Annotated in this window: 18 protein-coding genes and 2 riboswitches; of the genes, 9 read left to right on the top strand and 9 right to left on the bottom strand. The window is 72.8% G+C overall.

Annotated elements, in window-relative coordinates; translation table 11 throughout:
- Positions 1 to 54 precede the first annotated feature (54 nt).
- From ACFQ8Y_RS18585 to ACFQ8Y_RS18570, 4 genes are all read right to left on the bottom strand, one after another.
- Positions 55 to 1023, bottom strand: coding sequence for a universal stress protein (locus tag ACFQ8Y_RS18585; RefSeq protein ID WP_430548662.1), 969 nt, complete (start codon positions 1021 to 1023; stop codon positions 55 to 57).
- Between the two features lie 174 nt (positions 1024 to 1197).
- Entirely contained in the window at positions 1198 to 2010 is an 813-nt protein-coding gene (locus ACFQ8Y_RS18580) for a C40 family peptidase (protein WP_430548661.1), read from the bottom strand.
- A riboswitch (cyclic di-AMP (ydaO/yuaA leader) is annotated at positions 2011 to 2197 on the bottom strand.
- Positions 2198 to 2387: 190 nt separating this feature from the next.
- Positions 2388 to 3176, bottom strand: coding sequence for a C40 family peptidase (locus ACFQ8Y_RS18575; protein WP_430548660.1), 789 nt, complete (start codon positions 3174 to 3176; stop codon positions 2388 to 2390).
- Positions 3177 to 3179: 3 nt separating this feature from the next.
- Positions 3180 to 3357, bottom strand: a riboswitch (cyclic di-AMP (ydaO/yuaA leader).
- Positions 3358 to 3488: 131 nt separating this feature from the next.
- Positions 3489 to 4208, bottom strand: coding sequence for a metal-dependent transcriptional regulator (locus tag ACFQ8Y_RS18570; protein WP_430548659.1), 720 nt, complete (start codon positions 4206 to 4208; stop codon positions 3489 to 3491).
- Between the two features lie 148 nt (positions 4209 to 4356).
- Between ACFQ8Y_RS18570 and serC the strand changes: the two genes are divergently transcribed.
- Both serC and ACFQ8Y_RS18560 read left to right on the top strand, forming a co-directional pair.
- Entirely contained in the window at positions 4357 to 5541 is a 1185-nt protein-coding gene (gene serC, locus ACFQ8Y_RS18565) for a phosphoserine transaminase (protein ID WP_430586383.1), read from the top strand.
- A 141-nt stretch (positions 5542 to 5682) separates the two neighbouring features.
- Positions 5683 to 6507, top strand: coding sequence for an MHYT domain-containing protein (locus ACFQ8Y_RS18560; protein WP_430586382.1), 825 nt, complete (start codon positions 5683 to 5685; stop codon positions 6505 to 6507).
- Positions 6508 to 6541: 34 nt separating this feature from the next.
- Here the strand turns inward: ACFQ8Y_RS18560 and ACFQ8Y_RS18555 are convergent, their stop codons facing one another.
- Positions 6542 to 7888: an MFS transporter gene (locus ACFQ8Y_RS18555; RefSeq protein ID WP_430586381.1), complete on the bottom strand. Its 1347-nt coding sequence runs from the start codon at positions 7886 to 7888 to the stop codon at positions 6542 to 6544.
- Between the two features lie 159 nt (positions 7889 to 8047).
- Between ACFQ8Y_RS18555 and ACFQ8Y_RS18550 the strand changes: the two genes are divergently transcribed.
- Positions 8048 to 8515 (top strand): hypothetical protein, encoded by a 468-nt coding sequence (locus tag ACFQ8Y_RS18550; RefSeq protein WP_430564079.1) that lies wholly within the window; start codon positions 8048 to 8050, stop codon positions 8513 to 8515.
- Between the two features lie 30 nt (positions 8516 to 8545).
- Here ACFQ8Y_RS18550 and ACFQ8Y_RS18545 read toward each other — a convergent pair whose 3' ends face one another.
- Positions 8546 to 9592: an LCP family protein gene (locus ACFQ8Y_RS18545; protein WP_430586380.1), complete on the bottom strand. Its 1047-nt coding sequence runs from the start codon at positions 9590 to 9592 to the stop codon at positions 8546 to 8548.
- Positions 9593 to 9668: 76 nt separating this feature from the next.
- Between ACFQ8Y_RS18545 and ACFQ8Y_RS18540 the strand changes: the two genes are divergently transcribed.
- Genes ACFQ8Y_RS18540 through rfbA form a run of 3 tightly spaced genes read left to right on the top strand, consistent with a single transcriptional unit; the run spans position 9669 to position 13587 of the window.
- Complete coding sequence (locus ACFQ8Y_RS18540) at positions 9669 to 11039, top strand: glycosyltransferase family 4 protein (protein ID WP_430586379.1); 1371 nt, start codon at positions 9669 to 9671, stop codon at positions 11037 to 11039.
- Positions 11036 to 12697 (top strand): glycosyltransferase, encoded by a 1662-nt coding sequence (locus ACFQ8Y_RS18535; RefSeq protein ID WP_430586378.1) that lies wholly within the window; start codon positions 11036 to 11038, stop codon positions 12695 to 12697. The genes ACFQ8Y_RS18540 and ACFQ8Y_RS18535 overlap by 4 nt, the downstream gene beginning before the upstream one ends.
- A gap of 26 nt (positions 12698 to 12723) precedes the next feature.
- Complete coding sequence (rfbA, locus tag ACFQ8Y_RS18530; RefSeq protein ID WP_430586377.1) at positions 12724 to 13587, top strand: glucose-1-phosphate thymidylyltransferase RfbA; 864 nt, start codon at positions 12724 to 12726, stop codon at positions 13585 to 13587.
- A gap of 22 nt (positions 13588 to 13609) precedes the next feature.
- Here the strand turns inward: rfbA and rfbD are convergent, their stop codons facing one another.
- Positions 13610 to 14494 (bottom strand): dTDP-4-dehydrorhamnose reductase, encoded by an 885-nt coding sequence (rfbD, locus tag ACFQ8Y_RS18525; protein WP_430586376.1) that lies wholly within the window; start codon positions 14492 to 14494, stop codon positions 13610 to 13612.
- 62 nt (positions 14495 to 14556) lie between these two features.
- Here rfbD and ACFQ8Y_RS18520 point away from each other — a divergent pair, with 62 nt between their 5' ends.
- Positions 14557 to 15174 (top strand): dTDP-4-dehydrorhamnose 3,5-epimerase family protein, encoded by a 618-nt coding sequence (locus ACFQ8Y_RS18520; RefSeq protein ID WP_430586375.1) that lies wholly within the window; start codon positions 14557 to 14559, stop codon positions 15172 to 15174.
- 12 nt (positions 15175 to 15186) lie between these two features.
- Here ACFQ8Y_RS18520 and rfbB read toward each other — a convergent pair whose 3' ends face one another.
- Entirely contained in the window at positions 15187 to 16182 is a 996-nt protein-coding gene (gene rfbB, locus ACFQ8Y_RS18515; protein WP_430586374.1) for a dTDP-glucose 4,6-dehydratase, read from the bottom strand.
- A 34-nt stretch (positions 16183 to 16216) separates the two neighbouring features.
- Complete coding sequence (locus ACFQ8Y_RS18510) at positions 16217 to 17530, bottom strand: UDP-glucose dehydrogenase family protein (RefSeq protein WP_430586385.1); 1314 nt, start codon at positions 17528 to 17530, stop codon at positions 16217 to 16219.
- A 79-nt stretch (positions 17531 to 17609) separates the two neighbouring features.
- Between ACFQ8Y_RS18510 and ACFQ8Y_RS18505 the strand changes: the two genes are divergently transcribed.
- Positions 17610 to 18536, top strand: a complete 927-nt coding sequence (locus ACFQ8Y_RS18505; RefSeq protein WP_430586373.1) for an ABC transporter permease — start codon at positions 17610 to 17612, stop codon at positions 18534 to 18536.
- Positions 18523 to 19467 carry an ABC transporter ATP-binding protein gene (locus ACFQ8Y_RS18500; RefSeq protein WP_430586372.1) on the top strand — a complete coding sequence of 315 codons (945 nt, stop codon included), beginning with the start codon at positions 18523 to 18525 and terminating at the stop codon, positions 19465 to 19467. Before ACFQ8Y_RS18505 ends, ACFQ8Y_RS18500 begins: the two co-directional genes overlap by 14 nt.
- Positions 19468 to 19472 lie beyond the last annotated feature (5 nt).

Below are 19472 nucleotides of genomic sequence, written 5' to 3'. Positions count from 1 at the left end.
AGGTTCTGGCCCGCTTCCGAGCTCGGAAGCGGGCCAGAACCATGCTCACGACACTCAGGCGGCGGAGGCGGAGTCGGCGCCGTCCTCGCTGAGCTCCTCGTCGCACTTTCGCGTCACGACCAGCACCGGGCAGGCGGAGTGGTGCAGCACCGCCTGGCTGGTGGACCCGAGCAGCAGGCCGCGGAACCCGCCGCGGCCGCGAGAGCCGACCACGACGAGGTCCGCCCCGGTGGAGAACTCGGTGAGGAGCTCGGCACCCGTCCCGTCGAGCACGTGCCGCTTGATCGTCATGCCCGGGTTCGCCGCCTGGGCCCGGTCCACGGTGACGTCGAGGCCGGCCTTGACGTCGGCCAGGACCGTCTCGTGGTCGATCTGCGACGGCAGCCACGCCAGGATCCCCGCCCCGCCGCCGAGCGGCACGCCGGCGACCGCGACGAGCTCCGCGTCCCACGCCTTCGCCTGCGAGACGGCGTGCTTCAGCGCGACCTCGGCCGACGGCGACCCGTCGACGCCCACCACGATGCGGCGTACCTCGTGCACCACGTCGCCGTCGCGGCGATCCGCGGCGTCGGTGCTGCCGCCCCCGTCGCCGCGGTAGGGCACCACCACCGTGGGGCAGTGCGCGTGCGCCGGCAGGGCCGAGGAGACGGTGCCGAGCAGCCGCTCGGTGAACCCGCCCTTGCCCCGCGTGCCCACGACGGCGAGCGCGTGCTCCCGCGACATCTCGACGAGCACGCCTGCCGCGTCCCCCGTCGCGACGGTGCCGGTCACGGGGACCCCGCTGGCGGCGACCCGTTCCTCCGCCTCGGCGAGGACCGCCTTGGCGCCCTCCTGGATCGCGGTGTCGTCCAGGGCGGCGTACCCGCCGTCGAGCGAAGCGGCCGTGAACGACGGCAACGAGTAGGAACAGACGACGTGCAGCCCCCACCCCACACGCCGCGCGTACGCGGCAGCCCAGTCGAGGGCGTGCAGGCTGGCTGCAGACCCGTCGACACCTACCAGGACGACCTCAGGCCGTGTCATCTCGCGCCTCCTGTCCGCTGGCGAGGAGCTCGCCCTCGTCGTCGAGGGCGCCTGGTTCAAGCGTAGCGAAAGGATCGCGCAAGTCACAGCAAAGCGACGCCAGACACGTCGACCCCCGTGCCGGTGGGCACGGGGGTCGACGGCGTCCAGGTGCGGCCAGTCGGCCGGGCGGCGTCAGAACACGCGCAGCGCGACGGCCTCCGACTCGGACTGCCACATCTTGTGGTAGCCGGTCTCCCAGTTGATCGGGCGGGAGGCCTCGACGACCATCCCGTCGCCCGCGTAGATGCCGATGTGGCCGGGGCTCCAGATGAGGTCACCCGGCTGCAGCTCGGAGAACGGGATCTGCTTACCCGCGTAGCGCTGGTCCGACGAGGTACGGGGCAGGTCGATGCCGAGCTGGCCGTAGACGTAGGACGTGAGGCCCGAGCAGTCGAAGCCGGACGGGCTGGCGCCGCCGACGACGTAGGGCGTGCCGATGTAGCGCATCGCGATCGACACGGCCTGCTGGCCGAGCGACGAGTTGGACGAGGTCTCGGCAGCCGCCGGCGCCTCCTCGCGCTCCGCGGAGCGCGAGGCGGTCTCGGTGGAGCGCTCGGTGCTCTGCTCCTCGACGACGGGCTCCGGCTCCGGCTCGGGCTCAGGCGCCGGGGTGATCTCGGCCTTGGCCGCGATCTTCTTGTTGATGGTCTCCATGTCGACCTTGGCCTTGGACTCGACCGTGACGACCGGAGCCGCCTCGAGCGCCTCGCGGGCCTGGTCGCTCAGGGCGCCCAGATCGACGGTGCTGAGCTTCTTCGCCGAGTCGGTGTCGACCGGGGCCGCCTGGGCGGCGCTCGCGCTGGCGAAGGTCGAGACGAGCAGTCCGCCGGCGGCTGCGGCGACGACGGCCCGACGGCCGGTCACCGAGGAGCCGACGCTCTGGACCAGCCCGCCGAGCGGACGGCGCGCGGCACGGTGCCGGGCGCGCGTGGTACGTGCGTTCACGTGTTCCCTCTCCTGTCGCCTACGAGGTCAGCTGTCGGGTTCGGGTGGGAGAAACACCCGGCCTCACGGACCAGGTCCGTGCGACTTCACCCCAAGGACGCCGTGGAACAGCGCCCGAAATTGGGTCCCCCGCCCCTGCGTGCGGTCAAGGTCCCCGACCGGCTGCAGGGCTCGGCGTTCCGGTCGAGACCCGGCGGATCACCCGCCGAGTGGTTGACACCGTAGCGGACGCGCGAGGCGATGTCACGTTTCGGTCACAGCGTCTGTGGACGACGCTCCCGGACGTGCGTCCGCCCAGGTCGAACCGGTTACCCGCGCACGACGAAGCCCCGCCGCGCAAGGGCGCGGCGGGGCTCCGTGTGACGTGTCGGACAGACTCAGCCGACGCGGATGAACGTGGGGTTCGACTGCCAGATGGCGCGGTACTTCACGACGTCGCCCGGCTTCGGGGCGTCGATCTGCATGCCGTCACCGGCGTAGATCGCGACGTGACCCGGGGTCCAGACCAGGTCGCCCGGCTTCGCCTCGGAGGCGGAGACGACGGTGCCGGCGTTGCGCTGCGCGGACGAGGTGCGCGGGAGGTTGATGCCGACCTGCGCGTAGACGTACTGCGTCAGGCCGGAGCAGTCGAAGCCGGACGGGCTGGAGCCGCCGGAGACGTACGGGACGCCCACGTAGCGCATCGCGATGGAGACGATGGCCGAGCCGTTGGCGGACGCCGGGACGGCGGTCTCGACCTCGGCGCGCTCCTCGGAGCGGGAGACGGTGCTGGTGGAGCGGTCCGCGTCGACCGACGACTCCTCGACGACGGGCTCCGGCTCCGGCTCGGGCTCCGGGGCCGGGGTGATCTCGGCGCCGGCCGCGATCTTCGCGGTGACCTTCTCGACGTCGACCTTGGCCTTGGCGTCGACGGTGACGACCGGGGCCGCCTCGAGGGCCTCGCGGGCCTGGTCGGTCAGGGCACCGAGGTCGACGGTGCTGAGCTTCTTGGCGGCGTCGGTGTCGACCGGGGCGGCCTGCGCGGCGCCGGCGCTGGCGAAGGTCGAGACCAGGAGGCCACCGGCGGCGGCGGCCACGGCCACACGGCGGCCGGCGACGCCGGACGGGGCGAGGGCGATCGGACGACGGGCGGCGCGGTGCCGGCCATGGTTCGTGCGTGCGCTCACGTGTCTACCTCTCCTGTCGCCTGCGAGGTCAGCTGTCGGGTTCGGGTGGGAGAAACACCCGGCCGTCCGTGCCCGTGACCGGGCCCGTCCGGCTTCACCCCAAGGACGTCGTCACCGACGCCCGAAGTGGGTCCCCCGCTCCTGCCGTGCGGATGTCCGTGGAGCTCGGCCGGTGGCAGGGTTCGGCGGTCCGGTCGAGCGCTCGCAGGATGAACTCCGACGAGCGCCCCGACCGTACCGGACAACCCCGGGCGATGTCACGCTGCGGTCACGATGTGGCGTGCCGCCCCGGCTCAGGAGCCGGACCGCAGGTCAGCGGCTCGCGACGAACAGGTGCTTCGCCAGCTCCTCGGGCAGGTCGAGCACGATGCCGGACCCCTCGACCTCGACCGCGACGTCGTCGCCGGCGGTGCGCGCGACGATCTGCGCGCCCGGCACGAGACCGGACTCGGCGAGACGCGCCAGCAGCTCGATGTCCACCTGGAGCGGCTCGGCGATCCGCTGGAGCACCAGCTCGACGCCGTCGCCGTCCGCCAGGCCCTTCGCCCTGCGCGCCTCGAGCACGCCGGGCAGGGACTGCACGCCCTCGAGGAACGGCACGTCCTTGTACTGCTCCCCCAGCTCGGACAGACCCGGGATCGGGTTGCCGTACGGGTCGGCGTGGGGGTGGTCGAGCAGGGTGACGAGCCGCTTCTCGACGAGGTCGCTCATCACGTGCTCCCAGCGGCACGCCTCGGTGTGCACGTGCTCCCAGTCGAGCTTGATGACGTCCGTGAGGAGCCGCTCGGCGAGCCGGTGCTTGCGCATCACGCGGGTCGCCTTGGTCTGCCCCGCCTCGGTGAGCTCCAGGTGGCGGTCCCCCGTCACGACGACGAGACCGTCGCGCTCCATGCGCGCCACCGTCTGCGACACCGTCGGCCCGGAGTGCCCCAGTCGCTCGGCGATGCGGGCGCGGAGCGGCGGGATGCCCTCCTCACCGAGCTCGTAGATCGTCTTGAGGTACATCTCGGTGGTGTCGATCAGGTCGGTCACGTCCACTCCCGTCATTCGGCGCGGCCTAGTCTATTCGCACGCGTGGGCGCAGGCCGGGTCGCGCGGCGCCGTCGTGCGCACTCCTGACGAGACATCCTGCCCTGCCCCACCGACGACCCGCTCCCACTCGCCCGGAACCGGAGACACCATGCCCGCTGCGTCGAGCCACCCGAGCCCTTCGAGCCACCCGAGCGTCGTCATCCCGGCGTCGCTCCTTCCGGCCGACGGCCGCTTCGGCTCCGGCCCGTCCAAGGTGCGCCCCGCCCAGGTCGCCGCGCTGGCCGCCTCGGGCGACCCGGCGGCCCCGGTGCTGGGGACGTCGCACCGGCAGCCGGCCGTGAAGGACCTCGTGCGGCGCGTCCGCACGGGCCTCGGCGAGCTGTTCGCCCTGCCCGACGGGTACGAGGTGGCCCTCGGCAACGGCGGCGCGTCGGCGTTCTGGGAGGTCGCCGCGGCCTGCCTCGTCGAGCGCCGTGCACAGCACGCGGTGTTCGGGGAGTTCGGCGGGAAGTTCGCCGCGGCGACGACGCGCGCACCCTTCCTCGCCGACCCGGACGTGGTGTCGGCCGAGCCGGGCACCGTGGCGCACCTCACGCCGGTCGACGGCGTGGACGTGTACGCGACGCCGCACAACGAGACCTCGACCGGCGCGATGGCGCCGGTGCGGCAGGTGCCCGGCGCCCGCGCCGACGGGGCCCTGCTCCTCGTGGACGCGACGTCGGGCGCGGGCGCGCTGCCGGTGGACGTCGCCGACACCGACGTCTACTACTTCGGCCCGCAGAAGGTCTTCGCGGCCGACGGCGGCCTGTGGCTCGCGGTCTGCTCGCCGGCCGCGGTCGAGCGCGCCGAGCGCGTGGAGGCGTCCGCCGGGACCGCTACCGGGCGGTGGGTGCCGGAGTTCCTGTCCCTGACGACCGCGCTCGCCAACTCGCGCCTCGACCAGACGCTGAACACGCCCGCGGTCGCCACGCTGGTGCTGCTCGCCGAGCAGGTCGAGTGGCTCCTGGGGTCGGGCGGCCTCGCATGGTCGAGCGCCCGTACCGCGGAGTCCGCGGGCGTGCTCTACGACTGGGCCGACGCGCGCGACTGGGCGACGCCGTTCGTCGCCGACCCGGCCGAGCGGTCCACGGTCGTCGCGACGATCGACCTGGACGACGCGATCGACGCCGCCGCCGTCGTCCGCGTCCTGCGGGAGAACGGCGTCATCGACGTGTTCCCGTACCGCAAGCTCGGCCGCAACCAGCTGCGCGTGGGGGTGTTCCCCGCCGTCGAGCCCGACGACGTCCGGGCCCTCACCGCCTGCGTCGACCACGTGGTGGCACACCTCGGCTGACGTCCCCTCCGGCGGGGCCTCCCGAGCACGCCTCACATCGTCCCAGTTCAGCGGGCATTTTTCACCCGTTAGGTCACGGGCTGATAACGTGCCGCCTCGTCACAGACGGGCGATGTTGCCGGGAGGCCCCGCATGCCGGAGATGCACCATTTCACTTACGGGCTGATCACCCCGCTGCTCGCGTACGCCGCGTCGTGCCTCGGGGCGGCCACCGGCCTGTCCGCGACGGCGCGAGCCCGCGCCGCGACTGACACGAAGACCCGCGCGGCCTGGCTGCTGGTGGCCTCCGTCGCCATCGGCGGCACGGGCGTCTGGGTCATGCACTTCATCGCCATGCTCGGCTTCACGGTCACCGACATGACGATCAACTACGACGTCCCGCAGACGGTCCTCAGCGCCCTCGTGGCCGTGGTCGTCGTCGCGCTGGGGCTGTTCCTGGTCGGCTTCGCGGGCGACCGCCCCCTGTGGCTGGTCTCCGGCGGCATCGTCGCCGGGCTCGGCGTCGCGGCGATGCACTACATGGGCATCGCGGCCATGCGGATGACGGGCCACATGGAGTTCTCCCTGCCCGTGGTGGGGCTCTCCGTGCTCATCGCGATCGTCGCGGCGACGGCGGCCCTCTGGCTCAGCGTGAACGTGCGCGGCCGCGCCGCGACGTTCGGTGCGGCCCTCATCATGGGCGTCGCCGTCAGCGGCATGCACTACACCGGCATGGCCGCCCTGACGATCACGGGAGCCTCGGGCGTGCCGACGACCGGCACGACCGCCATCGACCTGCTCGGCCCGCTCATCCTCGGGATCGCGGCGCTCACGGTCGCGCTCATCTTCGTCGTCCTGATGTGGCCGAACGAGGAGGAGATGCGGGACCAGCAGGAGTTCGAGGCCCGGATGCAGCGGCGCGCGAACGGGATCACCCCGCCGGCGCGGCGCGCCTCGCGGCGCGAGCCGGCCACGCACCGGCACTGAGCGCGGCGCCTGCGCCGCGGACGGCCCGACGCCGTCAGGCCGTCGTCGGCACCCGCTCGGCGTCGGCGCGGCTCAGCTCGCGCCGCACGCCGTCGCGCGTGGTGACGCCCTCGAGCACCTCGCGGTCGAGGTAGACGACCTCGAGGTGCGGGCGCGACAGCACCCGGTAGCGCACCCGCAGGTGCCAGCGCCGTACCGCCCAGGCGGTCGCGCCGGCGGCGACGAGGAACGTGGCGATCGAGCCCACGAGGATCGACCAGCGTGGGCCCCACGCCTCGCCGATCCAGCCGACGATGGGCGAGCCGATCGGCGTCGCGCCCTGGAAGACCATCACGTACAGGGCGATGACCCGGCCCCGCATCGCCGGGTCCGTGGACACCTGGAGCGCACTGTTGGCCGCCGTCATCATCGTGAGCGACGACAGCCCCACCGGGATGCACGCGACGACGAACGCCGGGTAGGTCGGCATGAGGCCGAGCACCGCCGTCGAGAGCGCGAAGGCGAACGCCGAGCCGATGACCAGGCGCACCCGCGGGCGGTCCCGGCGCGCGGCGAGCAGGGCTCCCGCGAGGGAGCCGATCGCGAGGACCGAGCCGAGGATGCCGTACTCGCTGGCCCCGCGCCCGAACTCGACCCGCGCCATGAGCGCGGAGGTGAGCTGGAAGTTCAGCCCGAACGTCGAGACGACGAACATCACGACCATGATCACGACGATGTCGGACCGCCGGCGCACGTACTGCACGCCCTCGCGGATCTGACCCTTGGCGCGCGGTGCGGCCGGCTGGGGCCGCAGCTCGCGGACTCGCATGAGGGCCAGGGCCGCGATCGTCGCCCCGAAGGTCACGCCGTTGATTATGAAGACCCAGCCGGCGCCGACGGCGGCGATGAGCAGCCCGGCCACGCCGGGGCCGATGAGGCGCGCGGCGTTGAACGACGCGCTGTTCAGGCCGACGGCGTTCGGCAGCTTGTCGGCCGGCACCATGTCGGCGACGAAGGTCTGGCGCGCGGGGTTGTCCAGCGCGGACACGACGCCGAGCAGGAGCGCGAAGACGTAGACGTGCCACAGCTCCGCCCGGCCGGACAGCACGAGGGCACCGAGCGCGAGGGCCAGCACGCCCATCCCGCCCTGGGTGGCCATGAGGAGACGACGGCGCGGCAGCCGGTCGGCGAGCACGCCCGCCCACGGGGAGAGCAGCAGGAACGGCACGAACTGGAGGGCCGTGGTGAGGCCGACGGCGATGCCCGAGTCGTCGCTGAGGTCGGTGAGGACGATCCAGTCCTGGGCGATGCGCTGCATCCACGTGCCGACGTTGGCGACGAGGGCGGCTGCGAACCAGATGCGGTAGTTCGTGTACTTCAGGGAGGAGAAGGTGGCGCTCATCGGTCGAGCTCCCCGGCTCGTTCGTCGCTCGCGGGGGCCACGGATCTCCTTCTCCTCGGGGTGTCGTCGACCGTGGCAACAGACTATCGAATCGTTCTATTCCCCGCCTGGTGAGTGACCCGGCCCACGCGTCCCACCGAGTCCAGTACGGTATGCGCCGTGCGCACCGAGATGTCCCTCGCGGAGACCCTGAACGAGCTCGGCCTCCTGGGAGGCCGGACCCTGCCCCGCTTCGTCACGTCCGTCGGCGGGGCCGGCGACGAGCTCGAGGTCGTCGCCGACGCCCGGGCGGTGAAGAACCTGCCCGGCGCGCTCAAGCTCGCCACCCGTCTGGTGCCCGCCGTCCGGTCGCGGCTGCGCGTCGAGGGCTTCGACGGCGGTGTCGCCGTGCTGTCCGTCGACGCCAGCGCCGGCGGCCTGCCCGCGCACAAGCTGCTGGGGCTCGCCAAGAACCGCATCGAGTCCGTCCTGTCCGCGAAGGGCCTGCCCGCCGGGTCGGTCCAGATCCGCCCCGACGCCCGCATCGCGCTGGACGTGCAGCGGCTGCTCGCCGCCCGCTACCCGGGCACCGTCGTGCAGGGCATGACGTTCGCCGACGGCCGCGTCGCCGTCGACACCGCCGCCTGACCCTGCGCGTCGTGGGCGTGCGCCGCCCGCCTACTTCACCGTCGCCGGGAGCACCTCGAGGTCGTCGGTGTGCTCCTTGACGTAGCTGCCCGCCTCGTCCTTGGCGATCGCCGTCATCAGCGGGTCGAACCGCTCGCGGTCGAGGACGACGATCGACTGCCCGTCGTCGCTGCGCCCCGTGCCCGAGTACGGCGCGGTCATGAAGTCGACGTCGTTGGTGCTCAGCCCGCGCGCGCTCATGTAGAGGTTGCGCATCCGGTCGATGGTGAACCCGTCGTCGGCGGCGACCGACCTGCTCACCGTGGTGAAGAACTCGGTCATCATGCCGACGTCGTTCCGGTTGTTGTTGACCTTGGCGAGGATGGCGCGCATCCAGTTCTGCTGCCGCTGGACGCGGCCGAAGTCGCCGTTGGCCAGACCGTGGCGCTGGCGCGTGTACTTCAGCGCCTCCTCGCCGGACATCATGTGGACGCCCTTCGAGAAGAAGACCTGCTTGCCGTCGCCGATGTCCTCCGGCACGCGGATGCGCACGCCGTCGAGCGCGTCCGTCATCGACGTGAACGACTCGAAGTCGGTGACCACGAAGTGGTCGATCTTCACGCCGGTGAGCTCCTGGACAGTCTGGATCATCAGCGCCGGGCCGCCGTAGGAGAAGGCCGCGTTGATCTTGGCCTCGCCGTGCCCGGGGACGTCGACCCACGAGTCGCGCGGGATCGAGACCACCTGGGCGCTCTTCCGGTTCGCCGGGAGGTGGACCAGCATGATCGCGTCGGTGCGCTGCGCGCCGGCCTTCCACTGCGACGGGTCTCCGGCGGAGATCCGGCTGTCCGAGCCCAGGACGAGCAGGTTGACCGCCTCGGTCTCCGCCTCGACCTCGGGGCTGCTGCCGGCCGGGATCTCGGCGAACGGGTCGCCGATCCGCTCGATGTTGCCGTCCAGGCTGCGCTGGAACCACCAGGCCGCTCCGAGACCTCCGGCGGCGACCAGCAGCACGACCACCAGGACAACGGCAAGCGCACGACGGCTGCGGCGCGCCTCGGTACGGGCGTGGCGGTGCGGGGCGGTGGCTCGGCTCACAGGGCGGGATCCTACGGGCCTGGTCGCGACGACGGCGTGTTCCGCTCGTGAGGCTTCCCGCCGTACCATTCGCCGGGTGCGCCGCCGCAGGGCCCGCGGGCACGCGAGCGAGACGAGAGGCACGACCATGCACGGCACCCGGGCGACGCCGCCGTCGTCGTCGGAGCGCTCCCGCGTGCTGCTGGTCACGCACCACTACCCGCCCGAGCACGGCGCCCCGCAACGTCGGTGGGACTCGCTGACGCCGCGCCTCATGGACGCGGGCGTCGACGTCGCCGTCCTCACCCCACCCCCGCACTACCCGAGCGGACGGCTGCAGGGCGCGGCCGCCGACCACCGGCCAGGGTCGGTCTCCCGGGGCCGGCACGGCGAGCGCGTGGTCCGCACCAGGTTCCGTCCGCACGCCGCCGACCTGCTCTCGCGCACGATGGACCAGTCTGTGGCCGCGGCGAGCGCCGTCGTGCTGGGCGTCCGGCACTTCCGGCAGCGGGCCGAGCGGCCCGACGTCGTGGTCGGCACCGTGCCCGGCATCCCGTCGATGTTCGCCGCGTGGCTGCTGGCGCGGCTGCTGCGCGCCCGGCTCGTGATCGAGATGCGCGACGCCTGGCCGGACCTCATCGAGCCGAGCGGCGTGCTCGACACGCGACGGTCCGCCACCTCCCGTGCCCTCGCGGGCGCGCGCGCCGTCGTGCACCGGGCGGTGACGCGGCTCCAGTCGCGCGCGGACGTCGTCGTCACGACGACCGAGACGTTCGCCCAGGTGCTGCTCGAGCGGGGCGTGCGACGCGTCGCCGTCGTGCGCAACGGCACGTCGTTCCAGCCGCTCACCCCGGACGACCAGGTCGGCGGCCGGCCCGACGACGCCCCGCCGGCCCGGGCGCTGCGCGTCGTGTACGCGGGCACGGTGGGGCGCGCCCAGGACCTGCAGTCGGTGGTGCGCGCCGCGGCCCAGGTGTCCCGTCGCGGGCTGCGGCTCGACGTCCGCATCGTGGGGGCGGGCGCGCGCGTGCCGTTCCTCGAGGGGCTGGTGGCCGAGCTCGACGCTCCGGTGACGTTCGTGGGGGCCGTGCCGCACGACGAGATCCGCCGCTACTACGCGTGGGCGGACACCGTGGTGGTGTCGCTGCGCGACTGGAAGCCCCTGGAGTGGACCGTGCCGTCGAAGCTGTACGAGGTGATGGCGTCGGGGGCGTACGCCACCGCGTGCGTGGCCGGCGAGGCCGCGGCGCTCGTGCAGCGCTCCGGCGCCGGGTCGGTGGTGCCGCCCGGCGACGTCGACGCGCTCACCGAGCTGTGGTCGGGCTGGGCCTCGTCCGGCGACGTGCCGGTCGCCGACCCGCGCGCCGCGGAGTGGGTGGCCCGCAACGCCGACGACGACACGCTCGCCGCGCGGTACGTCGACCTGCTGCGCGAGCTCACCGACCCGGCGGCCACGGAGGCGCGATGACGCGCGTGCGCGAGCTGGCCCGCGACGCGCGGTTCGCCGCGTCCTTCGTGGGCGGGGCCCTGCGTACCGACCCGGCGTGGCTGGTGCTCCAGGCGGCGCGACGCACCCCGACCCGGGTGAGCGCCGTCGTCGTGCCGTGGGTGGAACGGGCGCTGGGCGACGGCACCTCCGGCGAGGCCGGGCGGCTGCGTGCCGCATGGCAGGACGGAGACGTCGCGACCCTGCGCGCGGCCGCCCCGACGACCCGCGCCGGCCGCCGGGTCCGGGCGTCGCTGCTGGGTCAGGTGGCCGTGCTCGAGGCCGTCCCCGGCCCCGGACCGTCTCGGGATGCGGACGATCTCCCGGGGCGAGCGGGTGAAAAGAGGTCCCCCACCGGACCGGGTGAAGATCCGGCCCGCCCCGCCGACCCGGTGGCAGTCCACCACCACCTCACCAACTCGCTGCCGCACACGCAGAGCGGGTACACGCTGCGCACCCACGCCGTCCTCGCCGCGCAGCGCGCCGCAGGGCACGAGGTCACCGCGACCACGCGGGCCGGCTATCCCCTGATGATCGGGGCGCTCGGCGCCCGCGGCGCGGACATCGTCGACGGCGTGACCTACCGGCGCCTCGTGCCGCGGTCCCTGCCCGCGGACCACCGGCGCCGCGCCGCGGACGGCGTCGACCTGCTGGCCCGCGCGCTCGACGACGCGCGCCCCGCCGTCGTGCACGCCACCACCCCGTGGACCACCGGCGACGCCGCCCGCGCCGCCGCCGCCCGGGCGGGCCTGCCCTGGGTCTACGAGGTGCGCGGGCTGCCGGAGGAGACGTGGGCCGCGTCGCACCCGACGCCCGAGGGGCGCGAGCGTGCCGCCGCCTCGGAGCGGTTCGCGCTGGTGCGCGCCCGCGAGACCGACCTCGCCCTGACGGCGGACCACGTCGTCACCCTCAGCGGGACGATGCGCGACGAGCTCGTCGGGCGCGGCGTGCCCGACGAGCGCATCACCGTGGTGCCGAACGCCGTCGACGCCGCCCTGCTGCGCCCCGCGCCGTCGGCCGTCGAGGCACGCGCCGCGCTGGGCCTGCGCACCGCGCCGTTCGTCGTCGGCACGGTGAGCAGCGTGGTCGGGTACGAGGGCCTGGACACCGTGCTGCGCACGGTCGCCCTGCTGCGGTCGCGCGGCGTCGACGTGTCCGCCCTGGTCGTGGGCGACGGCGTCGACCGGCCGCGCCTGCTGCGGCTCGCCGACGAGCTCGGGCTGGGCCAGCACGCCCACCTGCCCGGGCGCGTGCCGCGGGACGTGGCGCGCACCTACCTCGCCGCGCTCGACGTCGTGCTCGTGCCGCGCCGCCCCGACCGCGTCACGCGCCTCGTCACGCCACTCAAGCCCGTCGAGGCGATGGCCCTCGGGCGGCCCGTCGTCGCCAGCGACCTGCCCGCGCTCGCCGAGGTGCTCTCGCCGCTCGATGCCGGACCAGGTGGAGGCGCGCCCGCCGGCGTCCTGGTGGAGCCCGACGACACCGCCGCGTGGGCCGACGCCGTCGCGCGCGTGCTCGACGACGACGCCCACCGCGCCGCGCTCGTCGATGCCGGCCGCCACGTCGCCGCCGAGCGCACGTGGGAGCGGCTCGTGGGCCGGTACGCCGACGTGTACGCGCGCGTCACGGCACACTCGTGAGATCCGACCCGACAAGAGGACGAAGAATGCGCGGAATCATCCTGGCCGGCGGCAGCGGCACGCGGCTGCACCCGATCACCCTCGGGGTGAGCAAGCAGCTGGTGCCGGTCTACGACAAGCCGATGGTCTACTACCCGCTGTCGACGCTGCTGCTCGCGGGCATCCGCGACGTGCTGGTCATCACGACGCCGCACGACGCCGAGCAGTTCCGGCGGCTGCTGGGCGACGGGTCGCAGTTCGGGATCTCGATCAGCTACGCGGTACAGGACGTGCCGAACGGGCTGGCGCAGGCGTTCGTGCTGGGCGAGGAGTTCATCGGCACCGACGCCGCGGCCCTCGTGCTGGGCGACAACATCTTCTACGGGCAAGGGCTGGGCGACCAGCTGCAGAAGTACACCTCTGTCGACGGCGGCGCCGTGTTCGCCTACCGGGTCGCGGACCCGACGGCGTACGGCGTGGTCGAGTTCGACGCCGACGGGCGCGCCGTGTCTCTGGAGGAGAAGCCGGCGCAGCCGAAGTCGAGCTACGCCGTGCCCGGCCTCTACTTCTACGACAACGACGTGGTCGAGATCGCCAAGGGACTGGAGCCGTCGGCGCGCGGCGAGTACGAGATCACCGACGTCAACCGCGCCTACCTCGCGCGCGGGGACCTGCACGTGGAGGTGCTGCCCCGCGGCACGGCCTGGCTCGACACGGGCACGTTCGACTCCCTGCTGGAGGCGTCCGACTTCGTCCGCACGATCGAGAGTCGCCAGGGGCTCAAGGTGGGCGCGCCCGAGGAGGTCGCGTGGCGGCGCGGCTTCCTGTCGGACGACGAGCTCCGCGAGCGGGCCGAGAAGCTCACCAAGTCCGGCTACGGCACGTACCTGCTCGGGTTGCTCGAGCAGTAGCCCGACCGACGACCGGCCAGGCTCAGGCCAGCACCTCGGCCGCGGCGGCGTCCCAGCGCTCCGCCCAGTCGCCGATGGGCGCGACACCGGCGGCCCGCAGGGCGTCGTGGCCGAGCACGGAGAACGCCGGCCGCGGCGCGGGGCGCACGAACGCGTCGGACGTCGTGGGCTCCAGCGGGGTGTCCAAGCTCGCGGACGCGAGGACGCGGCGGGCGAACCCGAACCACGACGTCCGCCCCGAGGCCGTGCCGTGGTACGTCCCCGCCGGGGCGCCCGCCTCGACGAGGCGGACGATCAGGTCGGCCAGGTCGCGGGTCCAGGTGGGCTGGCCGACCTGGTCGTCCACGACCGCGAGGCGGTCCTTCTCGGCCCCCAGGCGCGCCATCGTCCTCGGGAAGCAGCCTCCGTGCGCCCCGTACAGCCAGGCGGTCCGCACGATCAGGTGGTCCGGCGACTCCGCACGCACGGCCCACTCCCCCGCGGCCTTGGTGCGCCCGTACGCCGACACGGGCGTGAGCGGCGCGTCCTCGTCGTAGGGCGCGGTCGCGGCACCGTCGAACACGTAGTCGGTGGACACCTGCACCAGGCGGGCGCCTGCCGCGTGCGCGGCCCGCGCGAGGTGCGCCGCCCCGGTCGCGTTGACGCGGAACGCGTCGCCCTCGTGGGCCTCGGCGTCGTCGACCGCCGTCCACGCCGCGCCGTTGACCACGACGTCGTACCCGCGCACCGCGGCGACGACGGCGTCGGCGTCCGTGACGTCGAGGTCCGCCCGACCCAGCCCGACGACGTCCGTGCCGACGTCCCGGAGACGAGCCAGCAGGTCGGTCCCCAGCATCCCGGCCGCGCCGATGACCAGCCAGCGGCGGTGAGCGGGGGCGGCGGGGGGCGCGGTCGTCGGCTCGGTCACCGTAGGATCCTACGGGCGCCGCCCGCCGAAGAAACACCTGGCCGACCCGTGAAGGAGCACCCGTGCAGATCCGCGAGCTGACCGCCCCCGGCGCCTACGAGATCACGCCGCAGCAGCACGGCGACCCTCGCGGCGTCTTCCTCGAGTGGTTCAAGGCCGGGCCGTTCGCGGACGCCGTCGGCCACCCGCTCGACCTGCGGCAGGCCAACGCCTCGGTGTCCGCCGCCGGCGTGCTGCGCGGCATTCATTTCGCCGACGTCCCGCCCGGCCAGGCGAAGTACGTCACCTGCGCGAAGGGCGCCGTCCTCGACGTCGTCGTCGACGTCCGCGTCGGCTCACCCACCTTCGGGCGGTGGGACTCCGTCCTGCTCGACGACGTCGACCGCCGCGCCATCTACCTGGGCGAGGGTCTCGGGCACGCGTTCATGTCCCTGGAGGACGACTCGACCGTGCTCTACCTGTGCTCCGCGGGCTACAACCCGGGCCACGAGCACGGCATCCACCCCCTGGACCCGGAGGTCGGCATCGAGTGGCCTACGACGGCCCGCGACGGGTCGCCGCTGGTCGCGCAGCTGTCCGACAAGGACACCGCCGCCCCCGGCCTGGCCGAGGCGAGGGCCCAGGGCCTGCTGCCCACCCACGACGCCGTCGAGGACTACCTCGCGTCGCTCCGCGGCTGACGCCGCGCACCCCTACTGGCCGCTGCGGGCGTACTTCGCCTCCACGGCCGCCTTGGCCGGGCGCCACCAGTCCTCGTTCGTCCGGTACCAGTCGACCGTCGCGGCCAGGCCGGAGCGGAAGTCGGTGAACTGCGGGGTCCAGCCGAGCTCGGTCCGCAGCTTCGTGGCGTCGATCGCGTAGCGCAGGTCGTGCCCGGGCCGGTCGGCGACGTGGTCGAAGTCGTCCGCGTCGCGCCCGAACAGCTCGTTGAGGGTGCGGACCACCTCGAGGTTGTTGGTCTCGCCGTCGGCGCCGATGAGGTACGTCTCCCCGACGCGGCCGCGGTCGATGATCGCCCACACGGCGGTGTTGTGGTCGTGGACGTGGATCCAGTCGCGCACGTTCAGCCCTGCCCCGTACAGGCGGGGCCGGGTCCCGTCGATGAGGTTGGTGACCTGCCGCGGGATGAACTTCTCCACGTGCTGGTACGGGCCGTAGTTGTTCGAGCAGTTCGAGATCGTCGCCTCGATGCCGAACGAGCGTACCCACGCGCGCACCAGCAGGTCGGAGCCGGCCTTCGTCGACGAGTACGGGCTCGAGGGGTTGTACGGCGTCGCCGGGGTGAACCTCTCGTCGCCCTCCAGCGGCAGGTCGCCGTACACCTCGTCCGTCGAGATGTGGTGGTACCGCACCCCGTGGCGGCGCACCGCCTCCAGCAGGGTGAACGTGCCCACCAGGTTGGTCTGCACGAACGGCGACGGGTCCGTCAGCGAGTTGTCGTTGTGCGACTCCGCGGCGAAGTGCACGACGACGTCCGCGTCCGCGACCAGGCCGTCCACCAGCTCCGCGTCGGTGATCGACCCCTCCACGAAGCTCACCCGGTCCGCGACCGGGTCCAACGACGACCGGTCCCCGGCGTACGTCAACGCGTCCAGCACCGTCACCACGGCGTCCGGGCGCTCCGTCACCGTCTGCTGGACGAAGTTCGCCCCGATGAAACCGGCGCCGCCGGTGACCAGAACGCGCATGACACCTGAACCAATCCGTGGAGGGGCGACCGGCTCAGCGCCGGCCGAGAGCACGATACTGCCAGCCGCTGCCGGTCCACGCGGCACGGTCCAGGGCGTTGCGGCCGTCGAGGATCGTGCGCTGCGCGACCAGCCTCCCTACCTGTTCGGGGTCGAGGTCGCGGTACTGCTTCCACTCCGTGAGGAGGAGGACGGCGTCCGCGCCGGCGAGCGCGGCCTCCAGGTCCCGCTCGTAGTGGAGGTGCGGCTGCTTCGCGTGGGCGTTGTCGATGGCCTGCGGGTCGTGCACCGTCACGACGGCGCCCAGCTCCGCCAGGCGGGCCGCGACGTCGAGGGCGGGCGAGTCGCGGACGTCGTCGCTGTCGGGCTTGAACGCGGCGCCGAGCACCGTGACCTCGGCGCCCTCCACCATCCCGCCCAGCACCTCGGACGCGAGGTCCACCATGCGGGTACGACGGCGCGTGTTGATGGCGTCCACCTCGCCGAGGAAGGCGACGGCGTCGCCCGCCCCGAGCTCGTCGGCGCGGGCGCGGAAGGCGCGGATGTCCTTGGGGAGGCAGCCTCCCCCGAAGCCCAGGCCGGCGTTGAGGAAGCGGCGCCCGATGCGCGCGTCGTGGCCGATCGCGTCCGCGAGGCGGGCGACGTCGCCCCCCGCCACCTCGCACAGCTCGGCCATGGCGTTGATGAAGGAGATCTTGGTGGCGAGGAACGAGTTGGCGGCCACCTTCACCAGCTCGGCCGTCGGGTAGTCCGCGACGATCCGCGGCACGCCCTCGGCGAGCGGCCGGGCGTAGACGGCGTCGAGCGCCGCCGTGGCCCGCTCCCCCGCCGCGCCGTCGGGCACGCCGTAGACGAGGCGGTCGGGGTGCAGCGTGTCCTGCACGGCGAAGCCCTCGCGCAGGAACTCCGGGTTCCAGGCGAGCACCGCCCCGGGCCGCGCCGCCGCGACGACGCCCGCGAGTCGTTGCGCCGTGCCCACCGGGACGGTGGACTTGCCGACGACGATTTCACCCGCCGCGAGGTACTCGACCAGCTCATCCACCGCGGCGTCCACGAAGGCGAGGTCGGCCGCGGGGCCGTCCTTCCGCTGGGGCGTCCCGACGCACACGAAGTGCACCTGCGACCCGGCGACCGCCGCCATGTCGGTCGAGACGGTCAGGCGGCCCGTGCCCATGACCTGCGACAACAGCTCGTCCAGCCCTGGTTCGAAGAACGGCGCCTTGCCCGCGGCCAGCGCGTCCACCCGTTCCGCGTCGACATCGACCCCGACCACGTCGTGGCCGAGATGGGCCAGGCTCGCCGCATGCACCGCGCCGAGATAGCCCAGACCGATCACCGAGATCTGCACGTTCACTGCCCTTCGTAGGAACGTCCGGAGGACGACGGTGTGTCCTCGGACACCGGCGCTCACTCTAAGATGCGGGGCGATGACGTACGAGGGTGAGGTTCGACAGGGCGCGACGCGCCCCGTCGACCTGTATGCCGAGCTGTTCGGCAGGCAATCGGCCGCCCTCGAGGTCGTCACCACCGGCAGGCTCTCGCCCGTTGGTGCGCGCCCTCCCGTCGACAGGTACCTGTCCCAGCTCTGGAGGCGCCGGCATTTCCTCTGGGCCGAGGCGCGCGCCAAGGTGTCCAGCGGTACACGAGAGACCTTGCTGGGACAGTTGTGGCTGGTGATCAAACCGATGCTGGACGGGGTCGCGTACTTCCTCATCTTCGGCAAGGTCCTGGGTTCCGCCGTCGGCATCCCGAACTTCCTGGGCTACCTCATCGTCGGCATCTTCCTCTTCCAGTTCACGTCCCAGACCGTTGCTCGCGCCGCGAAGTCGATCTCTGACGGCCGGAACCTGATCCGTGCGTTCAGTTTCCCCCGAGCATCGCTCCCCATATCTGTCGTGCTCCGGGGAGTCCTCAATCTGATCCCAACGCTCGGGGCCATGTTCGTGCTGATCCTCGTCCTGCCTGAGGAGGAGCACTGGACACCGGCCGCAGCGCTCTTTCCCGCGGTGCTCGCGCTTCAGTTCATCTTCGTCACCGGGCTGGGGCTCCTCCTCGCCCGTGCCGCGGCCGCCATACCCGACCTCAACCAGCTCATCAGCGTCGCGATGCGGTTCTGGCTCTACGGATCGGCCGTGTTCTTCTCGATCGATCGATTCGAGGCGTACCCATGGGTGGTCGGAGCCATGGAGGCGAACCCCATGTACATGGTGCTCGACGCAGCCAGGGACACTCTGCTCTACGGCACCGTGCCGGCCCTGTCGACGTGGGCCGGTCTCAGCGCCTGGGCCTTTGGAACCCTCGTCGTGGGGTTCTTCGTGTTCTGGCAGGCCGAGGAGTCCTATGGCCGTGTCTGAGCTCGCTGACCCGTTCGCCCAGGCTACGGTGGCCGTCCAGGACGTCAGTGTCCGCTACCGCGTGCCGTCCACCGACGCGGCCGAACGCCGGCGACGTGTCAACCCGTTGGTTCGAGCCGCACGAACGGTGCTGGGCAACGATCCCAAGGTGTTGGTACGGGCCTTGTCCAGCATCTCGTTCGTCGCGCGGTCGGGCGAGCAGATCGGCTTGGTCGGACAGAACGGCTCCGGCAAGAGCACCCTACTCCGGATCATCGCGGGGCTGGAGAACCCCGCCAAGGGTCGCGTGCTCGCTGAGAGCACGCCGGTGCTCATCGGCGTGAACGCTGCCTTGGTGCCCGACCTTTCCGGCGAGGCGAACATCCGGCTCGGCTGCCTGGCCATGGGCCTCACGCCCACCCAGGCGGATGCCGCGGTTCCGGAGGTCAAGGAGCTCGCAGGCCTCGGCAAGTCGATCTACCTCCCCATGAAGACCTACTCGTCCGGAATGGCTGCGAGGCTCCGGTTCGCCATCGCCACGGCGGCCAACCCGCACATCCTTCTGATCGACGAAGCCCTGTCCACTGGAGACGCCGCGTTCAAGGAACGCAGCGAGGCTCGGATGCAGCGGCTGCGCGACGGCGCCGGCACCGTTTTCCTGGTGTCTCACGCCGCTCAGACCATCGAGGAGACCTGCACCCGCGCCATCTGGCTCAACCACGGCCGCCTCGTCCTCGACGGCGCCGCCGAGGACGTCGCGCTGCGCTACCGCAAGTGGGCCTGGGCGGTCGCCAAGGACAAGCCCGACGAAGCGAAGGTCATCATCGAGACCGCCTTCGCGGAACGCGAGCAGACCACCGTCCGGGTGGAGGGATCGCGGTCGTCGCGTCGATACACTTCCCGCCACGTGAGTCCGCGTGGCGTCTCGATCTCGAGCAGGAAGGGCAGGTAGCCGAT

The organism is Isoptericola sp. NPDC056605 (assembly GCF_042792795.1).
Taxonomy (GTDB): domain Bacteria; phylum Actinomycetota; class Actinomycetes; order Actinomycetales; family Cellulomonadaceae; genus Isoptericola.
This window is presented reverse-complemented; position numbering and strand designations above follow the sequence as displayed.